The sequence below is a fragment of the Phenylobacterium sp. SCN 70-31 genome (genome assembly GCF_001724605.1).
In the GTDB taxonomy this organism is placed as follows: domain Bacteria; phylum Pseudomonadota; class Alphaproteobacteria; order Caulobacterales; family Caulobacteraceae; genus Phenylobacterium.
Genome location: NZ_MEEX01000028.1, coordinates 16,076 through 42,258, shown reverse-complemented (window position 1 = coordinate 42,258; position 26,183 = coordinate 16,076). Strand labels below are relative to the sequence as shown.

Genomic DNA, 26,183 nt, shown 5'->3' with positions numbered 1-26,183 from the left:
GGCTCAGGCGACGGCCTGCGACCGACCGTCGTCCTCGTTCCCGGACGGGACCAGGGCGCGCTCGATCGCCTCGATCAGCACCGCCATCTCGATCGGCTTGGCGACGAAGCCGTTCATGCCCGCCGCCCGGTACTCCTCGATCTGATGCGGCATGACATTGGCCGACAGCGCCAGGATCGGCGTGGGCGGGAGTCCGCGCTGGGCCTCCAGCGCCCGGATCGCCCGCGCGGCGTCGACTCCGTTCGCGACCGGCATCTGGATGTCCATCAGGATCAGGTCGAAGCGGCCGGCCTCGAAGGCCTCCACCACCTCGGCGCCATCGCCCGCCAGGCGGATTTCGGCGCCGAGAGGCTCGAGCATCGCCGTCAGCAGGAGCTGGTTGGTGCGGTTGTCCTCGGCCGCCAGGATACGTACGGCCGGCAGCGTGGGCTCGGCTTCGGGTTCCGGCTCGGTTGAGGCCGGCGTCCCGGGCCTCACCCATTCCAGCGGAAGCTCCACCGTGAAGGCCGATCCGCGCGCCTCGGCGCTGGCCACCGAGACGCGTCCGCCCATCAGTTCGACCAGCTCGCGCACGATGGCGAGGCCCAGGCCCGACCCCCCGTGCTTGCGCGTGGTGGTGGGGTCGGCCTGCGAGAACCGCTGGAAGAGTTGGGGGATGCGGTCGCGGGCGATGCCCGGACCGCTGTCGAGCACGGCGATCGCCAGGCCGGTGTCGCTGCGGCGGATACTCACCTGCACCTCCCCGGTCGCGGTGAACTTCACGGCGTTGGAGACAAGGTTGGCCAGGACCTGGCGGATTCGCCCCGCATCGCCGCACCAGACGCCGCGCGCCGATCCCTCGATATCGACGGCGAACCCCACATCCTTCTGCGCCGCCAGGGTGGCGAAGGCTCGCGTCGCCGCCTCGACCTCGGCCTCCAGGTCGAATTCGTCGAGATGCAGCTCCATCCGCCCCGCCTCCACCTTGGACAGGTCGAGCAGGTCGTTGAGCAGACCCAGCAGGGTCTCGCCCGAAGTTCGGATCAGCCGCACCTTTTCCTGGTCGGTCGGCGACAGGTCGCTGCGGGCCAGCACCTGGGCCATGCCGAGGACGCCGTTCAGCGGCGTGCGGATCTCATGGCTCATGTTGGCCAGGAACTGGCTCTTGGCGACATTGGCGCTCTCGGCCCGGTCGCGGGCGTAGGCCAGTTCGTACAGCGCCGCCGCGTGGCCCCGTTCGTAGACGTCCAGCTGCCTGACGACTCGCCGGATCTGCCACCCCAGCGCCGCCATCACCGCCAGCAACAGCAGAAAGCCCGCCGCCAGCACCGGGGCGGCGTCCGCCAGCACCTCCAGCCCCGGATGGCGAGGCGCCCAGGCCACGCCGCCTACGATCTGGCCGTCGGCGCCGCGAAGGCTGATGCTGGCCGACGACTCGAAGGGATGGCGTTCGATCCGGACCCCCGTGAGGCCCACGTTCGCCATCAGGCCCGGAAGCTCGCGCTCCACTCTCTGCGCCGACACCAGCAGCGGCGCCGGGCCGGGCTGGCGCGGAATGGCGGAAGTCTCGGGCGTGACGGTGGAGGCCGCCACGAAGTAGATGGCGTCGCCCGACCGCACCAGCCCCGAGGCGGTCTCGGAGAGCGCCGGGTCGGTCGGGGCGAGGTCCGGCGGCCGGCTGCCACGGCCGGCTTCCAGCACCCGGGCCTGCCGGATGATCGCGGCGGCGTCGGCCAGGAACACCGGGTACGCGTCCGGCGCGCGGCGGCCCGCGCGGTCCCAGGCGTAGAAGGGGCGGCCCGCGGCGTCGAGCGCGATGGTCAGGTCGTGGCCGCGGTTGTTCGCGAAATAGCTTCCGATCTCCTCGTCCAGCCAGCGAACGTCGCCTCCCCGGCGCAGCTCGCGGTAGGCCTGGTTCCAGACCGTCGACGTGGTCAGGTCCGTCACCATGCGGTGCAGCCGCCGGTCGATCAGGCCCGTCACGAGGGCGCGATCCTCGCGGGCCTGCAACGCATCGAGGGCCTTGGAGCCCGCCGCCAGCATCGCCAGCGCGCCCATCAGGACCAGGAACACCGCCGCGAGACCCAGCACGACCAGACGACGCGCCGCCGTCTGGCCTTCCGTCAGGGAACTGGTCGCAGGGGTCGCGGTCATGGGACGACATGGTCCCCACCCGGAGGCGCCGGCAGGTTAACGGCCCCGCTCGGGACGCCTGACATACTGTCGCAGGCCAGCCCGCCGTGCGGTCCCGCAACCGCCGTTTTCCGGGCGCTTAGGCCGGCTTGCGGAACTTCAGGACGAACTGGTCGGTCTTGCCGCGGATCGCGGGATCGAAGACGTTCGCCGTGTGCGGATCGGACGGATCGCGCAGCAGCGGACTGTCACCCTCGAACCGGAAGCCGGCCGCCTCCACCTCCTGACGCACGATGGCCGGATCGATGCGGTGGACCTTCATCGCCGGCTCCAGGCCCGAGCCCGGGACGGCGGCGTGGTCCACGATCACATACAGCCCGCCCGGCTTGAGCGACCTGAAGACCTCGGCGTTGACCTTGGCCGCGGTGTCCTTCGGGAACGGGGTCAGGTGGAAGTCGTGGTAGTTCTGCACCGTCAGCACCAGGTCCAGGCCGTCCGGCAGGTCGAGGTCGGCGAACGTCGCCGTCAGCGGCGTCACGTTGGCGTAGGCGCCGGCGACCTTCTTCTGGTTCTCGCCGTAAGACGCCTGGAAGCGGATGAACTCTTCCGGCTGATAGGCGGTGACATTGCCCTGCGGCCCGACCGCCGCCGAGAGTATGCGGGTGAAATAGCCCCCGCCCATCACCAGGTCGGCCACCTTCTGCCCCGGCTTCACCTCGGCGAAGGCCAGCAGTTCGCCCGGCTTGCGCGCCGCGTCGCGCGCAGCCTCCTCGTCCGGCCGGGCCTTGTCGGCCAGGGCCGCGGCGATATGCGGCGGAACCGCCGCCTGCGACGCCGCATGAGACACGCCCTGGGCCGCGTCGGCGCCTAGAATCGCGGCGGCGGCGGCCGCCATCAGCATCATGCGCATGGTCCGATCCCTCCCTGGATGGATGGGCGAGCCTAGCGCGGCGGCGTGGCCGCCTCTAGCCGCCTGCGAGGAACAGCCCTATCGTCGCGATGCGTGTCAGTCAGGAGTCGTCGTGATCAGGTCGATCATCGGCGGCGCGATGGCTGTCGCGCTCGTTTCGGGCCCGGCCGTCGCGGCGCCTTCACCGCCCCGCCCCGCACCTCTCGCGTGGATCGTCACGCCCGGAGAGGCGGGATGTCAGGTGGAGTTCGAGCTGTCGGGACGCTCCGGCGGCGTCACGCCCGTCCGCCTCTCGTCCGACGGCCAGTTCATCAGCCTGAGGTTCGCCAAGGCCGACCTGCCGTCGCGGGCCTTCCTGCCGATCCGCATCGACAATGCGCGGTTCTCGAACCTGATGCTGCGCGACGCCGACGGGTCGGGAGAACTGGTGTTGTCCGAGGAGACCGAGGCCGCCCTGCGACGGGGCTCGACCCTGGGCGTGGCATGGTTGGGGGAAGAGCCGCTGACCGGATCCCTGGCGGGGTCCGACCGGGGACTGGTGGATCTGCGCGTCTGCGGGGCTCAGGCCGCGAGCCGTCACCGCGAGCGCATGACCGTCGAGGCGGTTGAACGGGAGCGCGCCCAGGCCGAGGCCCGCTCGCGCGCCCTGAGCGAGGCGCAACTCGCCGCCATCCAGGCGCAGACCGCCGCCGCCGAAGCTCAGCGGCGTCAGGCCGAAGAGGCGGCCGAGCGCCAGCGCCGCGCCGAAGCCGCCGCCACCGAACGCGCTCACATGGAAGCACGGCAGCGAGCCTATGAGGACGAGCGCCGCCGCGCCTACGAGGACGAACGCCGCCGCGCCTATGCGCGGGAGCTGGAAGAAGACGGTCGCTGGGCGCCGCCATCCGGCTGGACCCGGCCGCGATATCCCTACGACAGGTACTGACCCGACGCCCCGGCGCCGTCCGCCCCCGACCGCACAGGATCGGGCTCGAAGCTGCCCCCGGGGGAGAAGGCGGCGACCGTCAGACCCGGATCGTCAGGTCGGGACCGTCAGGCCACCGTGGCGCGGAACCGCCGCCGGCGGATCACATAACCCGCCGCGCCGAAGCCGAGGATCATCATCGCCCAGGTGGACGGCTCGGGGATCGCCCCGACCGGGCCATTGGCGCCGCCGGGTCCGGTGTCGCCCGGACCGCCCGGCGCGCCACCGCCCGGAGGCGTGAAGGGATCGTCGCCACCGCCGGTGTCGGGCGCAAACGGGGCGCCGCCGCCCGGCGAGCTGCCGCCACCGCTGGGGCCGCCACCCGGCCCGCCGCCCGGCAGGGTCGGGATATCCGGCTTGTCCGTCGGCGGGTCGGTCGGGAACGGCGGATCGCCGCCGCCGCCCGGAGGTGTGAAGGGATCTTCGCCGCCCGGCTGCGTCGGATCGGTCGAGCCGCCGCCGCCGCCACCGGAACCGCCACCGGAACCGCCGCCACCGCCACCGCCACCGCCCGAGCCGCCGCCGCCGAAGCCCAGGCCGGGATCGGGCGCGAGGTCGCCGTTCGGGTCGTTGAAGGACGGAGGACCGCCTGTCGAAGAGTCGCCGGGCGTCGTGCCCGGACCGCCGCCGGTATCGCCGCCACCGGCGCCGCCGTCGCCACCACCGCCGAAGTCGCCGCCCGACCCGGGCGTCGCGCCATCGCCGCCGCCGACGGGACCGCCGCCGGAGCCGGAACCGCCCGCGCCGCCCTCACCGCCACCGACGCCGCCATCGGTCTCGCCGCCGGGCGTGGTGTCGCCGGGTTGTTCGGCCGTGAACGGCTGAGACGCCTCGGTCCCGCCGCCACGGAAGAGATTGATGCGGCCGCCGTCCAGCGCCGCGTTGCCGTCCATCAGGGTCGGCGCGGCGATGGCCGTGGCGCCGAACATCATGGCCAGGGCGCCGCCGTGGCGCGTGACCTTGCGATGCCAGGGATCGGTCGGGCAGAACGCCGGCTGGGCCGCCGGATGCCAGGGCGCGATCGGGCAGATCTCGCCGTCGGGGCCCATGACGCGGCCCGGCCAGATCCAGCTCCACAGCCAGCTCATGCGCCACCAGCGCGCCAGCCCGCGATCCGCACCCTGGGGCCACAGCCAGCCGAACAGGGCGGCCATCAGGCCGTGCCGCTGGCCGAACCGTTCGTCCTGAAGGCGTGACGGCCACAGCCAGCCCGCCAGGACGCCCATGAACGTCGTGCCGGCGACGCTGCGCCGTTCGGTTTGCAGGGGCTGCGGCCACACCCACGCCACCGCCGAGGCCAGCAGGCCCTGGCGGCCGCGCGGGGCCCCGTGGGAAATCGCCTGGACGCTCATGCGCGCACCGTCCCGCCGATCGTCCGACCGGCCAGACCGTTCGCTGCGCAGACAGCCTGCGTCGCCGCTTCAGGAACCATATCGTCGCCCCGCGCGCTCAAGGCGCGTCCTACGTTCGACGTGACGCAAAACCGTCGCTCTGTCGTTAACGACCTGCGCAGCGCGACGCTTTGCCCCACGGATCGCGCCAGGGGACCGGACATGGCGAAAGACCGTGAAGACGCAAGGCCGGGAGATCCCGTCCTCGGAGCTTCAGCGGCCTTGGCGAGACGTTCCATCGTCGCCGGCATCCCAATCCCTCCAGCGCAACATTCGTCCAATCCGGCTGGGGGAAACCGAATAAACGAAGCCAGACCATGCAGCGTCGGGGGTAACGCTGCTACTTGAGACAATCGACAGGGGAATTTCCCCTTTTGGGAGAACCTGCCCGCCTCGCGCATTCTCCAGCAAGTACGGCGCCAGCTGGACCATGGATGCAGAACCGGCGCCGACCACGAAAAAGGGCCCCGCGATGGGGGCCCTCCGTCCGCTTCGACCGCGTGAGGCGGGGAGACCTCAGGCGCCCAGCGACGCCGTGCCCAGGGCCGCGATGAGGCCGAGGAACAGCAGAAGGGCCGGAGCCAGACGGTCGACAACCCGTTCGAAGTTCACGAGAGACATGACACACACCTTTCAGTTTGATCCCCCATTCGTTGGTTCCCCCGGGGGCGCGGGGCTTTTCTCATTTGAACGTTGCTCAGATGGGAGCGGCAAGCGGGAGCGTCAATGGCATCTGGACGGTGCTCAGATATGAAATTATGGTAATGCGATGAGCGAAGCTAAAAGCGCCGAACCGCGCCCCTACCACCACGGCGACCTGCGGCGCGCGCTCGTTGACGCCGCCCGGCGCCTTCTGGAGGCCGAGGGACCCAGCGCGCTGTCGCTGCGGGCCGTGGCGCGGGAGGCCGGCGTCAGCCCGGCCGCGCCCTATCATCACTTCAAGGACAAGGCCGAACTGCTGGACGCCGTCGCCCACGAGGGCTGGGAGACTCTCGGCGCTCAGATGGCCGAGGCCAAGAGCCAGGCCGAAGGCCGGGCCCAGCTCACCGCCCTCGGGATCGCCTACGTCTGCTTCGCGCGCGACAATCCGGCCCTCTACCGCGTGATGTACGACGCCGTCCGCGACAAGGAGGCCCTTCCCGAGGACATCCACGACAAGGACGACAGCGCCTACTGCATGGTGCGCGACACCCTGATCGAGCAGGGCGCCGACCCGACGGCGGAAGCCCATCTGGAACTGGCGACCATCGCCGCATGGTGCGCCGGCCACGGCCTGGCCGAAATGGCGGGCTTCACCCAGTTCGCACCGCTGAAGGAGGCCCTCGGCGGCGAGCGGCGGTTCCTGGAAGCGGTGTTCGAGCACATGGGCCTGTTCCAGCACCCGCCCGGCGCCTGCTAGACGCCTGCGGGTGTTCGCCACCCGCTTCGCACCCTCGCCCACCGGCTATCTGCACCGCGGCCACGCCTTCTCGGCGTTGACGGCGCATGCGGCCGCGACCGCCGCCAGCGGCCGCTTCGTGCTGCGCATCGAGGATATCGACACCACCCGCAGCCGGCCCGCCTTCGAGTCCGCCATCTACGAGGACCTGGCCTGGCTGGGGCTGACCTGGGAGACGCCGGTCCGGCGGCAGTCCGAGCATCTCGCCGACTACCACGCCGCCCTCGCCCAACTGGAGGCCCACGGCCTCGTCTACCGCTGCTTCCGCACGCGCCGGGAGGTGGCCGAGGCGATGGCGTCGGCGCCCCACGGACCGATGGAGGTGTTCCGCGGCGGTCCTCTCCGCTCCGAAGAGGAAACCGCCCGCCTGGCCGCCGGCGAGCCCTTCGCCTGGCGCCTCTCGCTGGACGCCGCCGCCGCAGCCGTGGGCGGTTTCGACAGCCTGACCTTCGTGGAGGAGGGCCAGGGCGTGATCCCCGCCCGTCCCGAACTGGGCGGCGACGTGGTCCTGGCGCGGCGGGACGTCGGCGTCGCCTATCACCTGGCTGTGACGGTGGACGACGCACTCCAGGGGATCACCCACGTCATCCGCGGCCGCGACCTGTTCGAGGCCACCCATGTCCAGCGCCTGCTCCAGGCCCTGCTCCACCTGCCCGAACCGACCTACCGGCACCACGACCTGCTGCTCGGTCCCGACGGCCGCCGCTTCGCCAAGCGCGACCGGTCCGAGACGCTCCGGTCGCTGCGCGAGCGCGGCATGACCCCGGCGGACCTGCGGAAGGAGCTGGGCTTTGGATGACGCGGCGGCCTCGGCCCCGGGCGGCGCACGCTGGCAGGCGCTGGCGGTGCTGGTCGCGGGCGCCTGCATCATCGGGCTGTCGCCGATCCTGGTGCGGTTGACCGAGGCCGGGCCCGCCGCGGCGGGCTTCTGGCGGCTGGCCCTGGCGCTGCCCCTGCTGGCCTTCCTGTCGCGCGGAGCCGCCGGCGGCGTCGGACGGCCTTCGAAGATGGCGCTGTGGGCGGGCCTGTTCTTCGCCCTCGACCTGGGATTCTGGCACTACGGCATCCACTACACCTCGGTGACCAACGCCACGGTCCTGACGAACCTGACGCCGGTGGTGGTCACCGCCTTCGCGTGGATCTTCCTGAAGCAGCGGCCCGCGGCCCTGTTCCTGGTGGCTGTGGCCGCCTCTGTCGGCGGCGCCTCGATGATGGCCCTGGACAAGGGCGGGGGCGGTCTCCGGAACCAGCCGCTCGGCGATCTCCTGTCGGCCCTGACAGCGCTCTGGTACGCCCTCTATTTCCTGGCGATGGCCGAGGGCCGCCGCACCGAGGCCGCCAGCCGTCTGATGTTCTGGGTCAGCGTCGTCGGCGCGCCGCTCCTGCTGATCACCGCACTTCTGATGGGCGAGCGCATCCTGCCGCTCAGCCCCCTGGGTTGGGCGGCGCTCGTGGGGCTGGGCCTGATGCACGTCGGCGGCCAGGGCTCCATCGCCTGGGCCATGGGCCGCCTGCCCACCTCGACGGCCTCGGTGGTGGTGCTGGTCCAGCCGGTGGTGGCGGCGTGGCTGGGCTGGCTGCTGTTCGCCGAACCGCTCGGGCCGCTCCAGGCCCTGGGCGCGGCGGTGACCCTGGGCGGCGTGGTCCTGGCCCAATGGGCCTCACGTCCGCGCGCCTGAACCCTTCCGCCCACCTCGCTGCGTTGCGGCTACCCCAGTCCCCAGGCCACGCGCGCGATCTCGATCCGCGCAAGCTTCTCGTGGAAGGCGTCCCAGTCGTCCGTCGCGGCGATGGGCGCCCAAAGCGCCTCGATCTGGTCGTAGAGCAGTTCTTCCGGCTCCAGCCCGGCGAAGTAGGGATGCCCCAGGCGCTCGGGCCGCTCGGGCTCGTAGTCGGCCAGACCGGTGCGGAACGCGGCGAAGGCCTCCTCGCCGTACACCGCCGCCCGAGGCCCCGACATCGCACGTCCCTCGTCCCCGCAGAACCAGTCGAAGAAGAACGGCTCCCAGCGCACCCGAGGCCCGCCTTCCGCCAGCGCCCGGAACGCGGACTGCACGAAGGCCACATCCGCCTCCCCGCCCTTCGGCTTCAGGCCAAGCCGCGCCAGCATCGCCTCGGCCAGGGCGGCGCGATAGGCGGGGGCGAAGCGGTTCAACGCCTCGACCAGCGGGTCGCTTTCGGCCACCAGGCTCAGGCAGCCGGCGAGCTGCTGCAGGTTCCAGAACACCGCCTCGGGCTGGCGGCCGAAGCTGTAGAGCCCGTTCTGGTCGAAATAGGCCGCCACGTGGTTCGGGTCGGAGTAGGGCAGGAAGCGGTAGGGCCCGTAGTCGAAGCTCTCGCCCGTGATGTTCATGTTGTCGGTGTTGAGCACGCCGTGGACGAAGCCGGCCGCCATCCACCGCGCCACGAGCCCCGCCGCGCGGCCGGTCGCCGCCTCCATGAGCGCGACGGGCCGGTCGTTCGCCCCCGCCACCTCTGGATAATAGGTGTCCACCACATGGTCGGTGAGCGCCAGCAGACGATACTTCGCCTCGAAGAACGCGTGCCGTTGGAAGCTGCCGAAGCGCACGTGGCTGTGCGACAGCCGGACAAGCACCGCCGAGCGCGTCGGACTGGGCTCGTCGCCCCGGACCAGCGCCTCGCCGGTCTCCACCAGCGAGAACGACTTCGAGGTCGGGACGCCCAGCGCCTCCAGCATCGCCGTCGCCAGCACCTCGCGCACGCCGCCCTTCAGCGTCAGCCGCCCGTCGCCGCCACGCGACCAGGGCGTCTGGCCCGAGCCCTTGGTCCCGAGATCCAGCAAGCGGCCCGTCCCGGTCTCCCGCAACTGCGCGAACAGGAACCCCCGGCCATCGCCCAGGTCGGGGTTGTAAACGCGGAACTGGTGGCCGTGATAACGCAGCGCCAGAGGCGGATCGATATTCCCCGGCAGCGCCTGGAATCGCCCGAAGTGGGCGATCCATGCCTCGTCGGTCAGCGTCTCCAACCCCACCGACGCCGCGGCGCGGTCGTTGCGGTAGCGTAGGATCGTCTGGGGAAAATCCGCCGCGCGGACGGGATCTCCGAACTCGGCGCCCAACGCGGGCAGCCGGGGGTCTGGGCGGTAGGCGGGCGAGACGGGCATGCCGTCAGCTAGCCCCGCCGACCCGACGGGGCAACTAGGCGATGCCCAGGAAGCCCAGGACGGCCAGGACCACCACGACAAGGCCCACGAGATAGATGATGCCGTTCATGCCGGCGCTCCTCGGTTTCAGTCCGGCGTCTAACGCGGACCCGCGACGAGGCGTTCCGTCGATGGTCCGTCAGCCGACCCGCACCCCCATGCCGCCGTCCACGGGCAGGACCGCCCCGGTCACGAACTTCGCCTCGTCCGAGGCCAGGAACAGGGCGGCGTAGGCGGTGTCCCAGGCCGTACCCATCTGGCTCCCGAGCGGCACCCTGGCGTCCCGTTCGGCCCGCACCTCGGCCTGGGTGCGCCCGCTGGCCCCGGCGATGCCCGCCACCGCCATCGGCGTGTCCATCAGGCCCGGCTGGACGGCGTTGCAGCGGATGCCGTGCCGCGCCTGGGACATGGCCACGTGCGCCGTCAGCCGGTTCACCCCGGCCTTGGAGATCTCGTAGGCCACCTGGATGCCACCGGCCCGCGCCGCCAGGGACGAGATGTTGACGATGGCGCCCGCCTTCTGCCCGCGCATCACCGGCAACACCGCCTTGGTGACCAGCCACATCCCCTTCAGGTTCACGGACAGGATGCGGTCGAAGGCCGCCTCCTCCACCACATGGGCCGGGCCGTCGCCGCCGCCGATGCCCACGTTGTTGACCAGGATGTCGATCCGTCCCAGCCGCGCCTGCGCCGTCTCCACGATGGACGCTGCGTCCGCCGCCTTCGTCACGTCGGCCTCGAGCGCGGTGGCGTCGCCGCCTTCGGCGCGGACCAGGGCGGCGGTCTCCTCGGCCCGCTCGCCGATCCGGTCGACGCACAGCACCCGCGCGCCTTCGCGCGCGAACAACAGCGCCATGGCCCGGCCGTTGCCGACCGTCTCTCCCGGCGTCTGGCCCGCGCCCACGACGACGACGGTCTTGCCCGCCAGCCGCCCGCGTCCCTCGGCCGCCATCTCAGTAGCCCTTCAGCTCGGGGTCGAGCGTCTGACCCTCGTCGAGCTGCACGCCGAAGCTGTTCAGGATCATCGAGACCTGGGTGTACTGGCCCACGGTGAACACCACGTCCATGCGCTGCTTGTCGCTGTAGTGGCGGCCCAGTTCGGCCCAGGTGGCGTCGGTGATGAAGTGGTCGCCCACCAGCTCGTCCGCCGCCTTCACCAGCACCGCGTCCGCCGCGCTCCAGCCGGCGTCGGCGCCGCGCTTGATCTGCTCGATCTCGGCGTCGGTCAGGCCCGACTGTAGGCCGATCCGCGTGTGCTGGGTGAACTCGTAGCCCGACTTGCACAGGTAGCCGACACGCAGGATCAGGATCTCCCGCTCGCGGGCCGGCAGGTCGTTGCGGCGCGACAGGATATAGCCGCCCCAGTCGTTGAAGCGGGTCAGCGCCTTGGGCGCGTGCGCCAGCGTCCGGAAGATGTTCAGCACGCCCATCGTCCCGTTGCGCACGGGTTGCAGCGCCTCGGCCTGGTCGGGCGACAGGTCGGCGTCCTTCAGCGGCGGCACCCGGGGGGCGGACAATCTCATGGCGTTTCCTCGAAGCTTCGGTTTGTTGCGCCCGCACCTTAAGGCCCTGCCGGGCGATTTCGCTAGAGCGGGCGCGGGCGGCTTGTTACCCAGGCCCCGATGTCCACGCGCTCGACGCTCGCATACCTGCGGACCGAGACCGGCTCGGGCCTGCTGCCGCCCATCGCGGCGCTGGCGGCGATCCTCTGGGCCAACACGCCGTGGTCGGACGCCTATTTCGGGCTGGTGGCCGCGCCCGTCCCCATCCAGGTCGGGCCGTTCGCCCAGACGATGGGCCTGGGCGCGTGGATCACCACGGCGCTGATGCCGGTGCTGTTCTTCGTCCTGGGGCTCGAGCTGAAGCACGAGGTCCTGCGGGGCGAACTCTCGAACCCCCGCCGTCTCGCCCTGCCGCTCCTGGCCGCCGCCGGGGGGATCGTTCTGCCCGCCGCGATCTACGTCGCCGCGAACCTCGGCCCCGGCGGCGCGGCCCACGCCTGGCTCGCCGCCGCACCCACCGACATCGCCTTCGCGCTCGCGATCCTGGCCCTGGCGGGGCCCCGCCTGCCCCCCACGCTGCGGATGTTCCTGCTCACCATCGCCCTCATCGACGGCGCCGCCACGGGCCTGGGCGTGGCGCTGCTCTACCCCGAGGGCCTGCGCTTTCCGATGCTGGCCGCCGCCGCCGCGACCCTCGCGGTGCTGGCGGCGATGTCGCGCTGGCGCGCCGCCCCCTACGCCGTCTGGGCCGCAGGCGGGCTGCTGCTCTGGGCGTTCACGCTCAAATCCGGAATCAGCACGGCCCTGGCGGGCCTGGCCCTGGCCGCCGTCTTCCCGCTGGACCCCAAGCGGGCCGGCGGAACCGGCGTGCTCCAGGAGACGATGGACGCCCTGCACCCTTACGTCGCCTTCGTCGTCCTGCCGTTGTTCGTCTTCCTGGCCGCGGGCTTTCCCCTGAGCGGCGGCGCCGACCGCGACCTCGTCTCGCCCGTCAGCCTGGGGCTGACCGCCGCCCTGGCCCTGGGCAAGCCCGCGGGCGTCTTCGGGGCCGCCGCCCTGGTCATCGGCCTGAAATGGGCGCGGCGGCCGACCGGGGCGCGCTGGATCGAACTCTTGGGCGCGTCCGCCCTCTGCGGCGTCGGTTTCGCCATGAGTCTCTTCGCCGGCGCCGCCGCCTTTCCGCCCGGCGACGTACGGGAGGACCAGATGCGGGCCGGCGTGGTCGTCGGTTCGGCGCTCGCCGGGGCCCTCGGCCTGGGGCTGCTCGGCTTCAGCGCGGCCCGTCGCGCCCGCGAGGCGCAAGGCTGAGATAGGCCTTGCCGAACGTCGCTTTTGGGCGTCCGCTCCCAGCTTGTCCGGCTCTGTTCGGGCCGCCGACATTCGGAGAGGTCGCATGACTCAGTTCCGTCTGAATGGCCGCAGCGTCACGTTGACGACACCCGACGACACGCCTCTGCTGTGGGCCATCCGCGACGAGGTCGGCCTCACAGGCACCAAGTTCGGATGCGGCATCGGCGCCTGCGGGGCCTGCACCGTGCACGTGGACGGTCAGGCGGTCCGATCCTGTGTGACCCCCGTAGGGTCGATGGCCGGCCTGTCCGTCACCACGATCGAAGGCCTCGATCCCGCAGGCCGCCACCCCGTCCAGCAGGCCTGGATCGAAACCCAGGCGCCCCAGTGCGGCTACTGCCAGTCGGGGCAGATCATGCAGGCCGCCGCCCTCCTGAAGGAGACGCCCGCCCCGACCGACGACCAGATCGTGGCCGCGATGGAGGGCAACCTCTGCCGCTGCATGGCCTACGTCCGCATCAAGCGCGCGATCAAGCTGGCCGCCAGCCGCACCTCAGCCGGCCGCACGTCCGCCCGTCAGGGAGCCAAGGCATGAACACGATCGCTGGTCCTTCGCCGGTCGGCCTGTCGCGCCGCGGGCTTCTCATCTCGATGACGGCGGCGGGCGCCGCCTTCACCCTCACCTCTCCGACCGACGCAGCCACGGGCGTCTACGAACCCACCATCTGGTACTCGATCGACCGCTCGGGGGCCGTCACCGTCCACATCATCCGGGCCGAGATGGGCCAGCACGTCGGCACCGCCATCGCCCGCATCGTCGCCGACGAACTGGAAGCCGACTGGGCCAAGGTGAAGATCGACCACGTGGACAGCGATCCCCGGTGGGGTCTCATGGTCACCGGCGGCAGTTGGTCGGTGTGGCAGAGCTACCCGCTCTACAGCCAGGCCGCCGCCGCCGGCCGGATCGCCCTGGTCGAGGCCGGCGCCAAGGCCCTCGGCGTTCCTGCCGCGTCGTGCGTCGCGCGCGACGGCGCCATCGTCGCAGGGGCGAAATCGATCTCGTACGGCGACATCGTCGCCCGCGGCGGGCTTCCGTCCGGCTACACGGCCGAGGCCCTCGCGAAGATGCCCGTCAAGGACGCCACCCAGCGTCGCCTCGTCGGCCGTCCGGTGATCGCCCGGGACATTCCCGCCAAGACCAACGGCCAGGGCCTCTACGGCCTCGACGCCAAGGTCCCCGGCATGGTCTACGCGCGGCCCAGGCTGCCGCCCACCCGCTATGGCGCGTCGGTGACGGCCATCGACGAGAGCGAGGCCCGGAAGATCCCCGGCTACCTCCGCGCCATCGCACTGGACGACCCTTCGGGCACGGCGCCCGGCGTGGTCATGGTCTACGCCGAGAGCTTCGTCGCCGCCGACCGGGCCGCCGAGGCGCTGAAGGTGACCTGGAAACCGGGCGACACCGCCACGGTGTCCGAGGCCGACCTCCAGGCCCGCGCCCGGACCCTCATCGCCGACAAGGCCGGCGGCGGCCTGGTGGTCGACGATCCCGGCGTGGACGCCGCCTTCGCCGCCGCCGGAACCACGCTGGAACGCACCTATACGACGGCCACCGCCCTCCACTTCCAGCTCGAGCCCGTGAACGCCCTGGCTTTCGAGAAGGACGGCGTCTTCGAGATCCACACGGGCAATCAGTGGCAGTCGCTCGTCCTGCCGTGGCTGGCCAAGGCCCTCGGGCGCGACGAGAAGACCATCGTGCTGCGCACCTACCTGCTGGGCGGCGGCTTCGGCCGACGGCTCAACGGCGACTACGCGGTGGTCGCCGCGCTCGCCTCCAAGGCCATCGGCGGCAAGCCGGTGAAGGTGGTCTGGACCCGCCCCGACGACACCCGCTTCGACAGCCCCCGCTCGCCATCGGTGCAGGTGGTCCGCGCCGCCCTCGGCGCAGGCGGTCGCATCACGGCGATGGACCACGCCTGCTGCGCCGGCTGGCCCACCCAGGCGATGGCGCCGTTCTTCATGCCCAACGGCAAGAACGGCGTGGCCTACGACCCCTTCGCGATCAGCGGCGCCGACCACTGGTACAACGTCGGCGCCCAGCGTGTCCGGGCGATCCGGAACGACCTCGCCAACCGCGCCTTCCGGCCGGGCTGGCTGCGTTCGGTGGGACCGGGATTCACCAACTGGGCCGTCGAGTGCTTCATGGACGAGGCCGCCCTCGCCGCGAAGGCCGACCCTGTAGCCTTCCGTCTGAAGATGCTGGACGCCCGCGGCCGCAACGCGGGTTCCAGCCCCAACGCGGTCGGCGGGGCGGCGCGCCAGGCGGCGGTGCTCAGGCGGCTGGCGTCGAAAGCCGGCTGGGGCGGCGCCCTGCCGAAGAACACCGGCCTGGGCGTGGCCACCACCTTCGGCCAGGAACGCGACATGCCCACCTGGGTGGCCTGCGCCGCCCGCGTCGCGGTCGATTCCGCCACCGGCGCGGTCAAGGTCGAGAAGCTGACCCTGGTGGTCGACTGCGGGATCGTGGTCGATCCCGACGGCGCCCTGGCCCAGATGGAAGGCGCCGCGCTCTGGGGCCTGAGCCTGGCGCTCAAGGAGGGCTCGGCGTTCGAAGGCGGTCAGCCCAGGGACCTCAACCTCGACGGCTACACGCCCCTGCGGATGTCGGACGTCCCGGACCTCGACATCGAGTTCGTGAAGAGCGACCACGTCCCCGTGGGTCTGGGCGAGCCCGCCACCACCGTGGTCGGTCCGGCCATCGGCAACGCCATCTTCAACGCCGTCGGCGCCCGTGTCCGAGACCTTCCGATCCGGCCCGACGCGGTGAAGGCGGCCCTCCCGGCCTGATCCTTCCGGCCCGACCGCCATCGGCAACGAAAAAGGGCCGCCCTCGCGGGCGGCCCCTCCGTCGTCGCCGATGGCGTGGGCGCTATTCCGCCGCCTGCTTGGGCGCGTAGCCCAGCATGGCCTTGGTCTCCAGGAACTCGTGGAAGGCGTAGTCGCCCCACTCGCGCCCGTTGCCGCTCATCTTGTAGCCACCGAACGGCGCCATCATGTCGCCGCCGCCGCCGTTGATCGACACCTGGCCGGCGCGCAGCTTGGCCGCGACCTTGCGGGCCTTCTCCAAGTCGCCCGACTGGACATAGGCGGCCAGGCCGTACTCGGTGTCGTTGCCGATATCGATGGCCTGCTCGACCGTCTCGTAGCCCAGGATCGACAGCACCGGGCCGAAGATCTCTTCCTTGGCGATCGTCATCTCGTTGGTGACGTTGGCGAACACCGTGGGCTTCACATAGTAGCCCTTGTCCAGGCCTTCCGGCCGGCCCACGCCGCCGATGACCAGGGTCGCGCCCTCGTCGATGCCGGCCTGGATCAGCTTCTGGATCTTGTCGAACTGGGTCTTGTTGACCACCGGGCCGAGCTGGCTGTTGCCGTTCGGGTCGCCGACCGTCACGCCGGCCGCCGTCTCGCGCGCCACCGCGATCGCTTCGTCCATCCGCTTGGAGGGGACCAGCATCCGGGTCGGGGCGTTACACGACTGGCCCGAGTTGGTCATCATGGTGGCGACGCCGCGGCCGACGCCCTTGGCGAAGGCGTCGTCGTCCAGGACGATGTTCGGGCTCTTGCCGCCCAGTTCCTGGGCCACGCGCTTGACCGTCGGGGCCGCCGCCTTGGCCACCTCGATTCCGGCGCGGGTCGAGCCGGTGAACGACACCATGTCCACTTCCGGGTGGCTGGAGATCGCCGCGCCCACGGTCGGGCCGTCGCCGTGCACCAGGTTGAACACGCCCGCCGGCACGCCTGCCGCATGCATGATCTCGGCGAAGATGTGCCCGCTGAACGGCGCCACTTCCGACGGCTTGAGCACCATGGTGCAGCCGGTGGCGATGGCCGGGGCCACCTTGCAGACGATCTGGTTCAGCGGCCAGTTCCAGGGGGTGATGAACCCGCAGACGCCGATCGGCTCCTTGACGATCATCGTCGGGCCGCGGTCTTCCTCGAACTTGAAGGTCTTCAGCACCTCGATGGCCGTGCCCAGATGGCCCAGGCCGATCGGAACCTGCGCGCGCTGCGCCAGGTTGGCGGGGGCGCCCATTTCTTCCGTCACCGCCGTCGCCAGGTCGCCGAAGCGCTTCTGGTATTCGGTCATGATACGGCCCAGGACCTCCAGGCGCTCTTCGCGGCTGGTCTGGCTCCACGAGTCGAAGGCCTTGCGCGCGGCCTTGCAGGCGCGGTCCACGTCGGCCGCCGAGCCCAGGGCGATCTTGCCGGCGACCTCTTCGGTGGCCGGGTTCTCGACGTCCAGCGTCTTCAGCCCCTCGGCCGGGTCCACCCACGCTCCGTCGATGTAGAACTTGAGGTACTCGCGCATAGACGTCCTCCTGGCATGTTGTCGGGGCGATCCTGTCGTGGCGGACTTAAGGCGTCCGCTCCCCGTCTTTCAAACGTTCATATTAGTGATCGGCGTTAAGCTGGGAAGCCCCGACCTGTGGAAAACCCCGCTTGCGGCCGACGCTTTCCCGGGCGTGCGCGCCAAACCTTGCGGGAACACCGCCGCCTCGCTAAAGCCCACGCCATCTGACTCCGGAGGCCCCATGAGCGGCATCTACATGATCCTCGTGTTCGTCGGCGTCCTCGCGGCGCTGAACTATTTCGAGTTCGGCCGCTTCGACTGAGGCGCCCGCGAGCCCGGCAGACCGTCCCGTGGGCCGCCGCGGCGCAGCCCTGATCACCGGCGCGGCCCGGCGCATCGGCCGCGTGCTGGCCGCCACGGCCGCCCGGGCCGGCTATGACGTCGCCCTCCACGTCCGCGCCGTCGACGACGACGCCGAGGCCGCCGCCGGCGAGGTCCGCGGCCACGGCCGCAAGGCCGCCCTCCTCACCTGCGACCTGCGCAAGGAGAGCGCCACCGTGGCCCTGGTGGGCGAGGCCGAGGCCGAGCTGGGGCCCGTCACCCTCCTGGTGAACTCCGCGTCCGTCTTCGAGAACGACGCCTTCGCCGACATGAACCGCGCCTCCTGGGACCTCCACCTGGAGACCAACCTGCGAGCGCCCCTGGTCCTGGCCCAGGCCTTCGCGCGGCGCCTGCCAACGGACCGCGACGGGCTGATCGTCAACATCCTCGACCAGAGGGTCTGGCGCCCCGGCCCCGACTTCTTCACCTACACCCTGTCCAAGTCCGCTCTCTGGGCCGCAACCCAGATGCTGGCCCGCGACCTGGCCCCGCGAATCCGGGTGAACGGCATCGGCCCGGGTCCCGTCCTGGCCTCGATCCATCAGGACGCCGCGGCCTTCGCCGCCGAGGCGGCGTCCACCCCGCTCGGGCGTCCCGTCCCGCCCGAGGACATCGGCGCGGCGCTGGCCTATCTGATCGACGCCCGCGCGGTGACCGGCCAGATGATCGCCGTGGATTCGGGACAGCACCTGTCATGAACGCCCCCACCCACAGCCCCGTACGCCTGGCCGTCTCCAGGGTCTTCGTCACCGGCGTGAAGGTGCAGGCCGAGATCGGCGTCTACCGCCACGAGATCGGCCGCGTTCAGCCCCTCATCGTCGACGTCGAGCTGGATGCGCCCACCAACGCCTCCGACCGTCTGGCCGAGACGGTGAACTACGAGACGATCCTCCAGGCGGCCCAGGCGCTGGCCGCCGAGGGCCACGTCGATCTGGTCGAGACCTTCGCCCACCGTCTCGCCGAACGCTGCCTCGCCGATCCGCGCGTGACCCGCGCCCGCGTCCGCATCGAAAAGCCCCTGGCGCTGGCGCCCCACGCCACCGGCGCCGGCGTCGAGATCGTGCTCGAGCGGGCCTGAGCGGCCTCGGACACGAACCCCGCCGTATCCCGGGCCGTGTCTCTCGCCGATTGCGGCGCGGATCACCTGTCGCATTTGTAACGCGGAGCCGTCTTTGCGTGACCGCGTTCCGAGTCCATCTATTTGCGTGAGGCGCCCTTCCGGCGCCCGCCCTGGAGGGACCTGACCGACGATGACCCACAACGCGAGCTTCAGCGCGGCCGAGGACAAGACCATGCCCGCGGTCTGCTACGCGCTCTATCTCCTGGCCTACGCCACGGGGATCACCGCCATCATCGGCCTGGTGATCGCCTACAGCCAGCGCAGCACGGCCGGGCCCGTCAACGCCAGCCACTACACCTTCATGATCCGCACGTTCTGGATCGGACTCCTGATGATGGTCGCCACCGGCGTCCTCTTCGGGGTGGGCGCGATCCTCAGCATCATCCTGATCGGCTTCCCGATCATGGGAGTGGCCTGGCTGCTCGGGGCCGCCGCCTGCATCTGGTACGGCGTCCGCTGCATCGTGGGCCTGGTCTACCTCAGCCGCGGCGAGGCCTATCCCCGCCCCTACGCCGTCCTGGCCTGATCGGCCTGACGCTCCCCTTCCCGCCCAGGTGGCCCGCCCAAGTGGCCCCCAGGTGGGAAGGGGCCGTTGCGCCCGGCGCGGCGGCGCGCCAAGGTCCCGCCCTTGAATCCAGGGAGGGATACACATGTTCTCGCACATCATGGTCGGCGCCAACGACCTGCCCCGCGCCAAGGCGTTCTACGACGCGCTCCTCGGCACGCTGGGCGTCGGCCCGGCGATGCAGGACGGCCACCGCATCTTCTACATGACGCCCACGGGCGTCTTCGCCGTCTCCGAGCCCATCGACGGCCAGCCGGCCACCCACGCCAACGGCGCCACCATCGGCTTCGCCTGCAAGGATTCCGCCCAGGTCGACGCCTGGCACGCGGCGGGCGTCGCGGCGGGCGGCACGTCGATCGAAGACCCGCCCGGCCTGCGCGAAGGCAGCGTCGGCAAGCTCTACCTCGCCTACCTTCGCGACCCCGACGGCAACAAGCTCTGCGCGCTGCACCGGCTCTAGGCCCCGGCGCCCACAGACCACGCAGGCCCGGCGGCGCGCGGAGTCATCTTGGCGCCCTCCACCGCCGGGCCTGTTCTGCCGCGCCGTCCCGATACAGGCGCGGCGTCAAGCGCCCCCGCCGCGCACCGGCCGCCCGCAATCGGGCCGCCGCGGCCTGGATTCCAATCGTGCAGCACGCATCGATGGCCCGTTCGGCCGCCATCCAGAGGGTCAGGTCACGCCAGCCGCACGCATCTTCGAATGCGGCGCGAAAGCCCGGGCAGCCGCGCACTCGAGAATAGATCGCCTTCGACGAGGCTGCGCCCGGCGCCTGCGTCGCCTCGAGCATCGACGCGCCGTCGCGGATCGCCTGGAGCACCGCCTCCAGCGCCGCCGCGGGCACGGATGGCCCCTTTCCGCCCCCACGTCGCCGGCCGTCGCGGCGGCGCCCTTCGGACGCCCATTCCCGGAAAGCCTGGCGCCGGGCGTCGGCGTTGCTGATCCGCATCGCCGCCAGCAGCACCCGCGCCTCCCGCAGCACGTCGCCGAATTCCGGAACCACCTTCGCCCAGCGATAGACGGTGCAATAGGCCGGCATCCTGGGATCGGCCGTGATCGCCTTCATCGTCTCCCCGGCCATCACCCGGCCCAGGATCAGGTCGCCCATCGCCCAGGTGAAGGCCGTGTCCTTGAACCCCGGCGCCTTGTCCATCCAGGGAACGGGGCTGGTGAACCGGGAGGGGGTGTTGCGGTCGCTCATGGCGCCAATCCGCCCCACCGCCACGTCAGAAACGGACGCATCCCCACCTCCTTCGAGAGGCGGCGTGAGGGCACGCCGTCTGGTGCGTGGTGGACAGGGGCAACCCTCAAACACCGCGGAGCGTGATCGTCCGCCCAGCGTCGCCTTGCGGCCGATGCCGAAGTCACCGCGGCTTGTGCTATGCATCGTCTCCGCGAGGAGCGACGTTGTGAACGCAGCGATGATCCCTGAGCCACCGAGCCCCGCCAAGCTGGACCTGATTCGACGGCTTCTGCGCGCAAGCGGACTGCAGGCGGATATCGATCGCGGCGGCTTCCTAGATACCTACGGCCGAGCTGGGAGCCAGTTGTTCAAGGACCTTGCGGAAGCCCGGCCCGACCTCACATTGGGTGACGCCATGCAGCTTCCGATGGAACACCTTCGGCAAGCCTATCTGCCCCACAGACAAGTCTGGCAGGACGAGTACGAAGGACACCTGAACTGGGAGTTCACGGAAGACGAACTCCGGGAAATCGTCGCCTTCCTGGAGAGTACGTCCGGTCAACACTATCTGACGGCCCGTTGGCGGATGAACGCCTACATATCGACCAACACGGAAGGCTTGGTGGACGAGATCATCCGTGAGGCTCGCCGACGGCTCGGGTTGAGCTGATCCCCCCACGCAAAACCCCGCCGGCCTTGCGGCCGACGGGGCTTCGTCACATCGGAACCGATGAGGCCACAGCCTCTCAGTAGCCGTTGATCCGCGCGTAGCGGTCGCGGTGGTACGCCTGATTGCCGAAGGCGGCTTCGGCGGCCCGGGCGCGCTTCAGGTAGAAGCCGGCGTCGTGGGCGTCGGTCATGCCGATGCCGCCGTGCATCTGGACCATCTCGTTCGAGACGAGGTGGAAGGTGTCGCCCATCTTGGCCTTGGCCAGCGACGCCAGTTCCGGCACGTCGGGGCTGTCGGCGTCGATGGCGGCGAGCGCCGCCTCCACCGCCGAGCGCGCCAGCTCCAGCTCGGTGAACATCTTGGCCGCCCGGTGCTGCAGCGCCTGGAAGCTGCCGATCACCTGGCCGAACTGCACGCGGGTCTTCAGGTAGTCCAGCGTGGTCTCGAACGCCTGGATGGCGGCGCCCAGCATCTCGGCCGAGAGTCCGGCCCGGGCGCGGTCCAGCACCTTCTCCAGCAGCGCCGCGCCGCCCGAGAGCTTGTCGGCGTCCGAGACGGCCACGTTCTCGAACGTCACGTTCGCCGCGCCGCGGCTGTCGGCCAGCGACAGCTTCTGGCGGCTCACGCCCGCCGCGTCGGCCTTGACCAGATACAGCTCGATATTGCCGCCGTCCTTGGCCGAGACCACGAAGACGTCGGCGGCCATGCCTTCCAGCACGAACACCTTCTTGCCGTTCAGCTTGCCGCCGCTGACGCTCGCTTCGACCTTGTCGGGCCGGTGGTGGGGGCCTTCGTCCACCGCCAGGGTGGCCACGGCCGAGCCGTCGGCCAGCTTGGGCAGCCATTCGCCCTTCTGCGCGTCGGACCCGCCCAGGATCAGCGCCGAGGCGCCGGCCAGACCCGAGGCGATCAGCGGCGAGGCCGTCAGGGTGCGGCCCAGTTCCTCGAGCACCAGGCCCAGGGACAGATACCCGAAGTTGGACCCGCCGAACTCTTCCGGGATGATCACCCCGGCCCAGCCCATCTCGGCCATCTCATTCCAGGCGGCGACGTCGTAGCCAAGCTCGGCCCCGCTGTCCCGGACCTTGCGGAACGCCGTCACTGGGCTCTTTTCCTGCACCCAGCTCTTGGCCGCGTCGCGCAGCATGCTCTGTTCTTCGGTCAGAACGGCCATATCAGTGTTTTCCTCGTCAAATTCGCGTTGTCGTTCAATGGGTTCGATTCAATACGAGCGCGCCGGCCACCCCGTGCGGAGCGCCGGCTTCGCCGCTATTCTCAATGGGCTTGCGTCAGGTCAGGCAAGCCCAGGATGCGCTTGCTGACGATGTTCGACTGCACCTCCTGGCTGCCGCCGAAGATCGTGAACGCCTTGCCGAACAGCCAGCCGCGCACGGCGCCCAGCTCCTCGGCCGTAAAGGTGTCTCCCTCCCAGCCCAGGCCCTGGTGGCCCATGATCTCCAGCGTCATCTCGTGACGCTCCTGGATCAGCTGGGTGCCGGCGTTCTTCATGATCGACGTCGCCGTCGAGGGGCCCTGGTTGCCCTTGGCCTCGACCATCGCCCGCACCGCCGTCTGCTGGAAGGCGCGCATGTTCATGGCGTTGGTGACCAGGCGGGTGCGCAGGTCCTGGTCGTCGATCCGGCCTTCGCCGTCCACGCCCACGTACTGCTTCGCCATGTCCTCCAGCGGCCGCCCGCCCGAGCCCAGGCCGCCGCCCGCGCCCGTCAGGCCGTTGCGCTCGTGCTGGAGCAGCCGCTTGGCGATGGTCCAGCCGCCGTTCAGGGGCCCCACCAGATCCTTCTTCTCGGCGCGCGCGTCGTTGAAGAAGGTCTCGCAGAAGGGCGAATTGCCCGCGATCAGCTTGATCGGCCGAACCTCAACGCCCGGCTGGTGCATCGAGAACAGCACGAACGAGATGCCCTCGTGCTTCTTCGAGGTGTCGGTGCGCACCAGGCAGAAGCACCAGTCGGCCCATTGGGCGCCGCTGGTCCAGACTTTTTGCCCGTTGATGATGAAGTGGTCGCCCTTGTCGTCCGCCCGCGTCTGGAGGCTGGCCAGGTCCGACCCGGCGCCCGGTTCGGAGAAGCCCTGGCACCACTGGAGTTCGCCGCGGCAGATCGGGGGGATATGCTCCTGCTTCTGCGCTTCGGTGCCGTATTCCAGCAGCGTCGGGCCGAACATCATCACGCCCATGCCGCCGATCGGGTTGTAGGCGCCGGCGCGGGCGAACTCGCCCTGCACCACGCGGGCCTCGGCCGGCGACAGGCCGCCGCCGCCGTACGCCTTGGGCCACGTCGGCGTGCCCCAGCCCTTGTCGCCCACGGCCTTGCGCCAGGCGTCCTGCGCCGGGGTGAGCGGCCGGTCCCGCTCCTCGCGCGCCATCGGGTTGGGCTTGCCCTTCAGTTCGGCGGGAAAGTTCGCCGCCACCCAGTCCCGGGCCTCCTTGCGGAAGGCGTCCAGGTCGGTACCGCCAAAATCAGCCATCTCGGAAATCGTCCTCGTCAGAAAAATCGTCGTTCAAAGGCGCCGCGGGCGCACCCTATTCAAACCACAGAAGGCGGAGAAAACCCAGAACCCAGACCCATGGAATCTCCTATATTTTCTCCAATTTATTCAATGTTTTGAAGATTTTCTGTCTATCTGGAAGGCGTCGTCTCCGGCAAACCCAGGATGCGCTTCGAGATGATGTTGAGCTGAACCTCCCAAGATCCGCCGGCGATCGTACCCGATTTTCCACGCAGCCAGGCCCGCACGGCGCCCAGGTCGTCGGGCCCGAAAGCATCACCCTCCCAGCCAAGGCCCCGGTGACCCAGGGTCTCGATCGTCAGTTCGGCGCGGGCCTGACGCACCTTCGAGCCCACGTTCTTCAACACGGACGACGCGGCCGACGGGCCCTGGTTGCTGCGCGCCTCGGCGGCCGCGCGGCGGCCGGTGAGCTGGAAAGCGCGCGCCTCCATCAGGTGGTCCGTCAGGCGGCGACGCAGGTCCGGGTCGGCCAGGCGCCCGTCGTCGTCACGCCCCACCAGCGAAACGGCCAGCTCCGGCAACGGCGGACCGGGCGTCACCCCGGGCGCGCCGGCCTGGTTCGCCCCCGAAATCCCCTCGCGCTCGTGCTGGAGCAGCCGCTTGGCGATGGTCCAGCCGCCGTTCAACGGCCCGACCAGATTCGCCTTGGGAACCTCCACGCCGGTGAAGAAGGTCTCGCAGAACGGGGACGTCCCGTTGATGAGCAGGATCGGCCGCACCTCGACCCCCGGCGTCCGCATGTCGATGAGCAGGAAGCTGATCCCCTCATGCTTTTTCGAGGGGTCGGTCCGCACGAGGCAGAAGCACCAGTCGGCCCACTGGGCGCCGCTCGTCCACACCTTTTGGCCGTCAACGACATAGCGGTCGCCGGCGTCCGCCGCCCTGGTCTGGAGTCCCGCCAGGTCCGACCCGGCGCCCGGCTCCGAGAAGCCCTGGCACCAGCGCAGCTCTCCCCGCGCGATCGGCGGGATGTGCCGCCTCTTCTGGGCCTCGTCGCCGTACTCCAGCAGAGTCGGGCCGAACATCATCACGCCCATGCCGCCGATCGGGTTGTAGGCGCCGGCCGCGGCCAGCTCCTCGGCGATCACCCGCGCCTCGCTACGGCCGAGGCCCCCGCCCCCGTACGCCGCGGGCCAGGTGGGCACGCCCCAGCCCTTCTCGCCCACGGCGCGGCGCCACGCGTCCTGCTCGGGCGACAGCTCTCGGCCCTCCGGGGCCGCCGCGCCCGTCAGCGCCGGCGGGAAGTTCGCCGCGATCCAGGCCCGGACCTCGTCCCGGAAGGCGGACAGGTCGACGCCGCCGAAATCAGCCATCTTGCCTCACCCCATCCGCTGTGGCCGTCACATCCGGAGGCGCCGCAACCTACGCCTCCGCAGGCGACAGATGTTTCAGCCCGCCTGCTCAGCCCGTCTGCGTAGTGTCGGGCAGTCCGAGGATACGCTTGGAGACGATGTTGGACTGCACTTCCTGGCTGCCGCCGAAGATCGTCCAGGCCTTACCCGACAACCAGCCGCGCACGGCGTCCAGTTCCTCGCGTTCGAAGCCCTCACCCTCCCAGCCCAGGCCCTGGTGGCCCATGATCTCGACCAGCAGCTCGGCCCGCTCCTGGCCCACCCAGGTGGACGAGTTCTTCATCACCGAGGTGGTGGCGCTGGGATTGGAATTGCCTTTCGCCTCGGCCGCCGCGCGGGCCACGGTCAGCAGGTGGGCCCGTTGGTCGATCTGGTGGCGGGCGATGCGGGTGCGCAGGTCGGGATCGGCGATCCGCCCCTGCGCGTCCTCGCCCACATAGGTCTTCGCCAGCGCCTGGAGGGTGACGGCCCCGGCGCCGGCCATCCGCGAACCGCCCTGTCCCGAGCGTTCGTGCTGCAGCAGGCGCTTGCCGATGGTCCAGCCGCCATTCAGCGGCCCGACCATGTCGTCCTTCTCGACCCGCGCGTCGGTGAAGAAGGTCTCGCAGAAGGGCGAGGATCCCGCAATCAGCCGGATCGGCCGGACCTCGACGCCCGGTTGATGCATATTTATGAGGACGAAGCTTATACCCTCATGCTTCCTGGAAGTATCCGTCCGCACGAGACAGAAACACCAGTCGGCCCATTGAGCGCCACTTGTCCAGATTTTCTGACCGTTGACTTTCCAGTGATCGCCAACATCCTCGCATTTCGTCTGAAGACTTGCGAGATCCGAGCCGGCCCCCGGCTCCGAGTAGCCCTGACACCAGCGCAGCTCCCCGCGGACGATCGGCGGGATGTGGCGCTGCTTCTGCGCCTCGGTGCCGTACTCCAGCAGGGTCGGCCCGAACATCGACAGACCCATGCCGACCATCGGATTGTAGGCGCCGATCCGGTCCATTTCCTGCTGCAGGACCCGCGCCTCGGCCGGCGAGAGCCCACCGGCGCCGTACGCCTTCGGCCAGGTGGGGCAACCCCAACCCTTCTCGGCCATCCGCTGCTTCCACAACAGATGATCCCCGGTGGGTTTGAAGCCGCCCTGCTGCGCCCGCTCGCCCGCCTTGGGATCGTCGCGCAGCGAGCGGGGATAGTTGGCTTCGAGCCAGTCCCGCGCCTCGGCGCGGAAGGCGTCGAGCGCGCCGCCGGAATCCGCCATGACATCCTC

Annotated in this window: 25 protein-coding genes; 13 read left to right on the top strand and 12 right to left on the bottom strand. The window is 70.6% G+C overall.

Annotation, left to right across the window (positions count from 1 at the left end; translation table 11 throughout):
• Nucleotides 1-3: 3 nt before the first annotated feature.
• Entirely contained in the window at nt 4-2,133 is a 2,130-nt protein-coding gene (locus ABS78_RS18270; protein ID WP_293382717.1) for an ATP-binding protein, read from the bottom strand.
• 118 nt (nt 2,134-2,251) lie between these two features.
• Entirely contained in the window at nt 2,252-3,022 is a 771-nt protein-coding gene (locus tag ABS78_RS18265) for a class I SAM-dependent methyltransferase (RefSeq protein WP_293382714.1), read from the bottom strand.
• Nucleotides 3,023-3,134: 112 nt separating this feature from the next.
• Between ABS78_RS18265 and ABS78_RS18260 the strand changes: the two genes are divergently transcribed.
• A complete protein-coding gene (locus tag ABS78_RS18260; RefSeq protein ID WP_293382711.1) occupies nt 3,135-3,947 on the top strand; it encodes a hypothetical protein in 813 nt (270 codons plus the stop codon).
• 107 nt (nt 3,948-4,054) lie between these two features.
• Here ABS78_RS18260 and ABS78_RS18255 read toward each other — a convergent pair whose 3' ends face one another.
• Complete coding sequence (locus ABS78_RS18255; protein ID WP_293382709.1) at nt 4,055-5,338, bottom strand: PEPxxWA-CTERM sorting domain-containing protein; 1,284 nt, start codon at nt 5,336-5,338, stop codon at nt 4,055-4,057.
• An 808-nt stretch (nt 5,339-6,146) separates the two neighbouring features.
• Here ABS78_RS18255 and ABS78_RS18250 point away from each other — a divergent pair.
• The 3 genes from ABS78_RS18250 to ABS78_RS18240 are packed head-to-tail and all read left to right on the top strand — an operon-like array spanning nt 6,147 to nt 8,494.
• Nucleotides 6,147-6,776, top strand: coding sequence for a TetR/AcrR family transcriptional regulator (locus ABS78_RS18250; protein WP_293382706.1), 630 nt, complete (start codon nt 6,147-6,149; stop codon nt 6,774-6,776).
• Nucleotides 6,777-6,786: 10 nt separating this feature from the next.
• Complete coding sequence (gluQRS, locus tag ABS78_RS18245; protein WP_293382703.1) at nt 6,787-7,614, top strand: tRNA glutamyl-Q(34) synthetase GluQRS; 828 nt, start codon at nt 6,787-6,789, stop codon at nt 7,612-7,614.
• Complete coding sequence (locus ABS78_RS18240) at nt 7,607-8,494, top strand: EamA family transporter (protein ID WP_293382700.1); 888 nt, start codon at nt 7,607-7,609, stop codon at nt 8,492-8,494. The genes gluQRS and ABS78_RS18240 overlap by 8 nt, the downstream gene beginning before the upstream one ends.
• A gap of 29 nt (nt 8,495-8,523) precedes the next feature.
• Here ABS78_RS18240 and ABS78_RS18235 read toward each other — a convergent pair whose 3' ends face one another.
• From ABS78_RS18235 to ABS78_RS18225, 3 genes are all read right to left on the bottom strand, one after another.
• The gene (locus ABS78_RS18235) at nt 8,524-9,939 is read right to left on the bottom strand and encodes a protein adenylyltransferase SelO (RefSeq protein ID WP_293382697.1); all 1,416 of its coding nucleotides are present in this window, start codon (nt 9,937-9,939) and stop codon (nt 8,524-8,526) included.
• A 178-nt stretch (nt 9,940-10,117) separates the two neighbouring features.
• Nucleotides 10,118-10,930, bottom strand: coding sequence for an SDR family NAD(P)-dependent oxidoreductase (locus ABS78_RS18230; protein ID WP_293382694.1), 813 nt, complete (start codon nt 10,928-10,930; stop codon nt 10,118-10,120).
• Between the two features lies 1 nt (nt 10,931).
• Nucleotides 10,932-11,501: a carboxymuconolactone decarboxylase family protein gene (locus ABS78_RS18225; RefSeq protein WP_293382691.1), complete on the bottom strand. Its 570-nt coding sequence runs from the start codon at nt 11,499-11,501 to the stop codon at nt 10,932-10,934.
• A 99-nt stretch (nt 11,502-11,600) separates the two neighbouring features.
• Here ABS78_RS18225 and nhaA point away from each other — a divergent pair, with 99 nt between their 5' ends.
• The 3 genes from nhaA (at nt 11,601) to ABS78_RS18210 (ending at nt 15,617) form a co-directional block, all read left to right on the top strand.
• Nucleotides 11,601-12,788 (top strand): Na+/H+ antiporter NhaA, encoded by a 1,188-nt coding sequence (gene nhaA / locus ABS78_RS18220; RefSeq protein WP_293382688.1) that lies wholly within the window; start codon nt 11,601-11,603, stop codon nt 12,786-12,788.
• An 85-nt stretch (nt 12,789-12,873) separates the two neighbouring features.
• Nucleotides 12,874-13,365, top strand: a complete 492-nt coding sequence (locus ABS78_RS18215; protein ID WP_293382685.1) for a (2Fe-2S)-binding protein — start codon at nt 12,874-12,876, stop codon at nt 13,363-13,365.
• Nucleotides 13,362-15,617 carry a molybdopterin cofactor-binding domain-containing protein gene (locus tag ABS78_RS18210; RefSeq protein ID WP_293382682.1) on the top strand — a complete coding sequence of 752 codons (2,256 nt, stop codon included), beginning with the start codon at nt 13,362-13,364 and terminating at the stop codon, nt 15,615-15,617. The genes ABS78_RS18215 and ABS78_RS18210 overlap by 4 nt, the downstream gene beginning before the upstream one ends.
• A gap of 82 nt (nt 15,618-15,699) precedes the next feature.
• Here the strand turns inward: ABS78_RS18210 and ABS78_RS18205 are convergent, their stop codons facing one another.
• Nucleotides 15,700-17,142 (bottom strand): aldehyde dehydrogenase family protein, encoded by a 1,443-nt coding sequence (locus ABS78_RS18205; RefSeq protein ID WP_293382679.1) that lies wholly within the window; start codon nt 17,140-17,142, stop codon nt 15,700-15,702.
• A gap of 85 nt (nt 17,143-17,227) precedes the next feature.
• Here ABS78_RS18205 and ABS78_RS18200 point away from each other — a divergent pair, with 85 nt between their 5' ends.
• From ABS78_RS18200 to ABS78_RS18180, 5 genes are all read left to right on the top strand, one after another.
• Entirely contained in the window at nt 17,228-17,446 is a 219-nt protein-coding gene (locus ABS78_RS18200) for a hypothetical protein (RefSeq protein WP_293382676.1), read from the top strand.
• A gap of 28 nt (nt 17,447-17,474) precedes the next feature.
• On the top strand, nt 17,475-18,203 hold the full coding sequence (locus tag ABS78_RS18195) for an SDR family oxidoreductase (RefSeq protein ID WP_293382673.1): 729 nt from the start codon (nt 17,475-17,477) through the stop codon (nt 18,201-18,203).
• Nucleotides 18,200-18,583: a dihydroneopterin aldolase gene (gene folB / locus ABS78_RS18190; RefSeq protein ID WP_293382670.1), complete on the top strand. Its 384-nt coding sequence runs from the start codon at nt 18,200-18,202 to the stop codon at nt 18,581-18,583. The genes ABS78_RS18195 and folB overlap by 4 nt, the downstream gene beginning before the upstream one ends.
• Nucleotides 18,584-18,755: 172 nt before the next feature.
• Nucleotides 18,756-19,151 (top strand): hypothetical protein, encoded by a 396-nt coding sequence (locus ABS78_RS18185; protein WP_293382667.1) that lies wholly within the window; start codon nt 18,756-18,758, stop codon nt 19,149-19,151.
• A 124-nt stretch (nt 19,152-19,275) separates the two neighbouring features.
• Complete coding sequence (locus ABS78_RS18180) at nt 19,276-19,650, top strand: VOC family protein (RefSeq protein ID WP_293382664.1); 375 nt, start codon at nt 19,276-19,278, stop codon at nt 19,648-19,650.
• Between the two features lie 43 nt (nt 19,651-19,693).
• On the opposite strand, the gene ABS78_RS18175 is transcribed toward ABS78_RS18180, so the two are convergent.
• Nucleotides 19,694-20,389, bottom strand: coding sequence for a hypothetical protein (locus ABS78_RS18175; protein WP_293382661.1), 696 nt, complete (start codon nt 20,387-20,389; stop codon nt 19,694-19,696).
• A gap of 208 nt (nt 20,390-20,597) precedes the next feature.
• Here ABS78_RS18175 and ABS78_RS18170 point away from each other — a divergent pair, with 208 nt between their 5' ends.
• Nucleotides 20,598-21,041 carry a DUF2059 domain-containing protein gene (locus ABS78_RS18170; RefSeq protein WP_293382658.1) on the top strand — a complete coding sequence of 148 codons (444 nt, stop codon included), beginning with the start codon at nt 20,598-20,600 and terminating at the stop codon, nt 21,039-21,041.
• Nucleotides 21,042-21,117: 76 nt separating this feature from the next.
• Here ABS78_RS18170 and ABS78_RS18165 read toward each other — a convergent pair whose 3' ends face one another.
• The 4 genes from ABS78_RS18165 to ABS78_RS18150 all read right to left on the bottom strand — a co-directional run bounded on the left by ABS78_RS18165 (nt 21,118) and on the right by ABS78_RS18150 (nt 26,174).
• Nucleotides 21,118-22,215, bottom strand: a complete 1,098-nt coding sequence (locus ABS78_RS18165; protein ID WP_293382655.1) for an acyl-CoA dehydrogenase family protein — start codon at nt 22,213-22,215, stop codon at nt 21,118-21,120.
• A gap of 101 nt (nt 22,216-22,316) precedes the next feature.
• The gene (locus ABS78_RS18160) at nt 22,317-23,525 is read right to left on the bottom strand and encodes an acyl-CoA dehydrogenase family protein (protein ID WP_293382652.1); all 1,209 of its coding nucleotides are present in this window, start codon (nt 23,523-23,525) and stop codon (nt 22,317-22,319) included.
• Nucleotides 23,526-23,677: 152 nt separating this feature from the next.
• Complete coding sequence (locus tag ABS78_RS18155) at nt 23,678-24,880, bottom strand: acyl-CoA dehydrogenase family protein (RefSeq protein ID WP_293382649.1); 1,203 nt, start codon at nt 24,878-24,880, stop codon at nt 23,678-23,680.
• Between the two features lie 88 nt (nt 24,881-24,968).
• Nucleotides 24,969-26,174 carry an acyl-CoA dehydrogenase family protein gene (locus tag ABS78_RS18150; protein WP_293382647.1) on the bottom strand — a complete coding sequence of 402 codons (1,206 nt, stop codon included), beginning with the start codon at nt 26,172-26,174 and terminating at the stop codon, nt 24,969-24,971.
• Nucleotides 26,175-26,183 lie beyond the last annotated feature (9 nt).

Excerpts from the sequence above, each read along its gene's own strand:
- ABS78_RS18270 (WP_293382717.1), bottom strand. The coding sequence starts at position 2,133 with ATGACCGCGACCCCTGCGACCAGTTCCCTGACGGAAGGCCAGACGGCG.
- ABS78_RS18265 (WP_293382714.1), bottom strand. The coding sequence starts at position 3,022 with ATGCGCATGATGCTGATGGCGGCCGCCGCCGCCGCGATTCTAGGCGCC.
- ABS78_RS18255 (WP_293382709.1), bottom strand. The coding sequence starts at position 5,338 with ATGAGCGTCCAGGCGATTTCCCACGGGGCCCCGCGCGGCCGCCAGGGC.
- ABS78_RS18250 (WP_293382706.1), top strand. The coding sequence starts at position 6,147 with ATGAGCGAAGCTAAAAGCGCCGAACCGCGCCCCTACCACCACGGCGAC.
- ABS78_RS18235 (WP_293382697.1), bottom strand. The coding sequence starts at position 9,939 with ATGCCCGTCTCGCCCGCCTACCGCCCAGACCCCCGGCTGCCCGCGTTG.
- ABS78_RS18230 (WP_293382694.1), bottom strand. The coding sequence starts at position 10,930 with ATGGCGGCCGAGGGACGCGGGCGGCTGGCGGGCAAGACCGTCGTCGTC.
- ABS78_RS18225 (WP_293382691.1), bottom strand. The coding sequence starts at position 11,501 with ATGAGATTGTCCGCCCCCCGGGTGCCGCCGCTGAAGGACGCCGACCTG.
- nhaA (WP_293382688.1), top strand. The coding sequence starts at position 11,601 with ATGTCCACGCGCTCGACGCTCGCATACCTGCGGACCGAGACCGGCTCG.
- ABS78_RS18215 (WP_293382685.1), top strand. The coding sequence starts at position 12,874 with ATGACTCAGTTCCGTCTGAATGGCCGCAGCGTCACGTTGACGACACCC.
- ABS78_RS18210 (WP_293382682.1), top strand. The coding sequence starts at position 13,362 with ATGAACACGATCGCTGGTCCTTCGCCGGTCGGCCTGTCGCGCCGCGGG.
- ABS78_RS18205 (WP_293382679.1), bottom strand. The coding sequence starts at position 17,142 with ATGCGCGAGTACCTCAAGTTCTACATCGACGGAGCGTGGGTGGACCCG.
- folB (WP_293382670.1), top strand. The coding sequence starts at position 18,200 with ATGAACGCCCCCACCCACAGCCCCGTACGCCTGGCCGTCTCCAGGGTC.
- ABS78_RS18185 (WP_293382667.1), top strand. The coding sequence starts at position 18,756 with ATGACCCACAACGCGAGCTTCAGCGCGGCCGAGGACAAGACCATGCCC.
- ABS78_RS18180 (WP_293382664.1), top strand. The coding sequence starts at position 19,276 with ATGTTCTCGCACATCATGGTCGGCGCCAACGACCTGCCCCGCGCCAAG.
- ABS78_RS18175 (WP_293382661.1), bottom strand. The coding sequence starts at position 20,389 with ATGAGCGACCGCAACACCCCCTCCCGGTTCACCAGCCCCGTTCCCTGG.
- ABS78_RS18165 (WP_293382655.1), bottom strand. The coding sequence starts at position 22,215 with ATGGCCGTTCTGACCGAAGAACAGAGCATGCTGCGCGACGCGGCCAAG.
- ABS78_RS18160 (WP_293382652.1), bottom strand. The coding sequence starts at position 23,525 with ATGGCTGATTTTGGCGGTACCGACCTGGACGCCTTCCGCAAGGAGGCC.
- ABS78_RS18155 (WP_293382649.1), bottom strand. The coding sequence starts at position 24,880 with ATGGCTGATTTCGGCGGCGTCGACCTGTCCGCCTTCCGGGACGAGGTC.
- ABS78_RS18150 (WP_293382647.1), bottom strand. The coding sequence starts at position 26,174 with ATGGCGGATTCCGGCGGCGCGCTCGACGCCTTCCGCGCCGAGGCGCGG.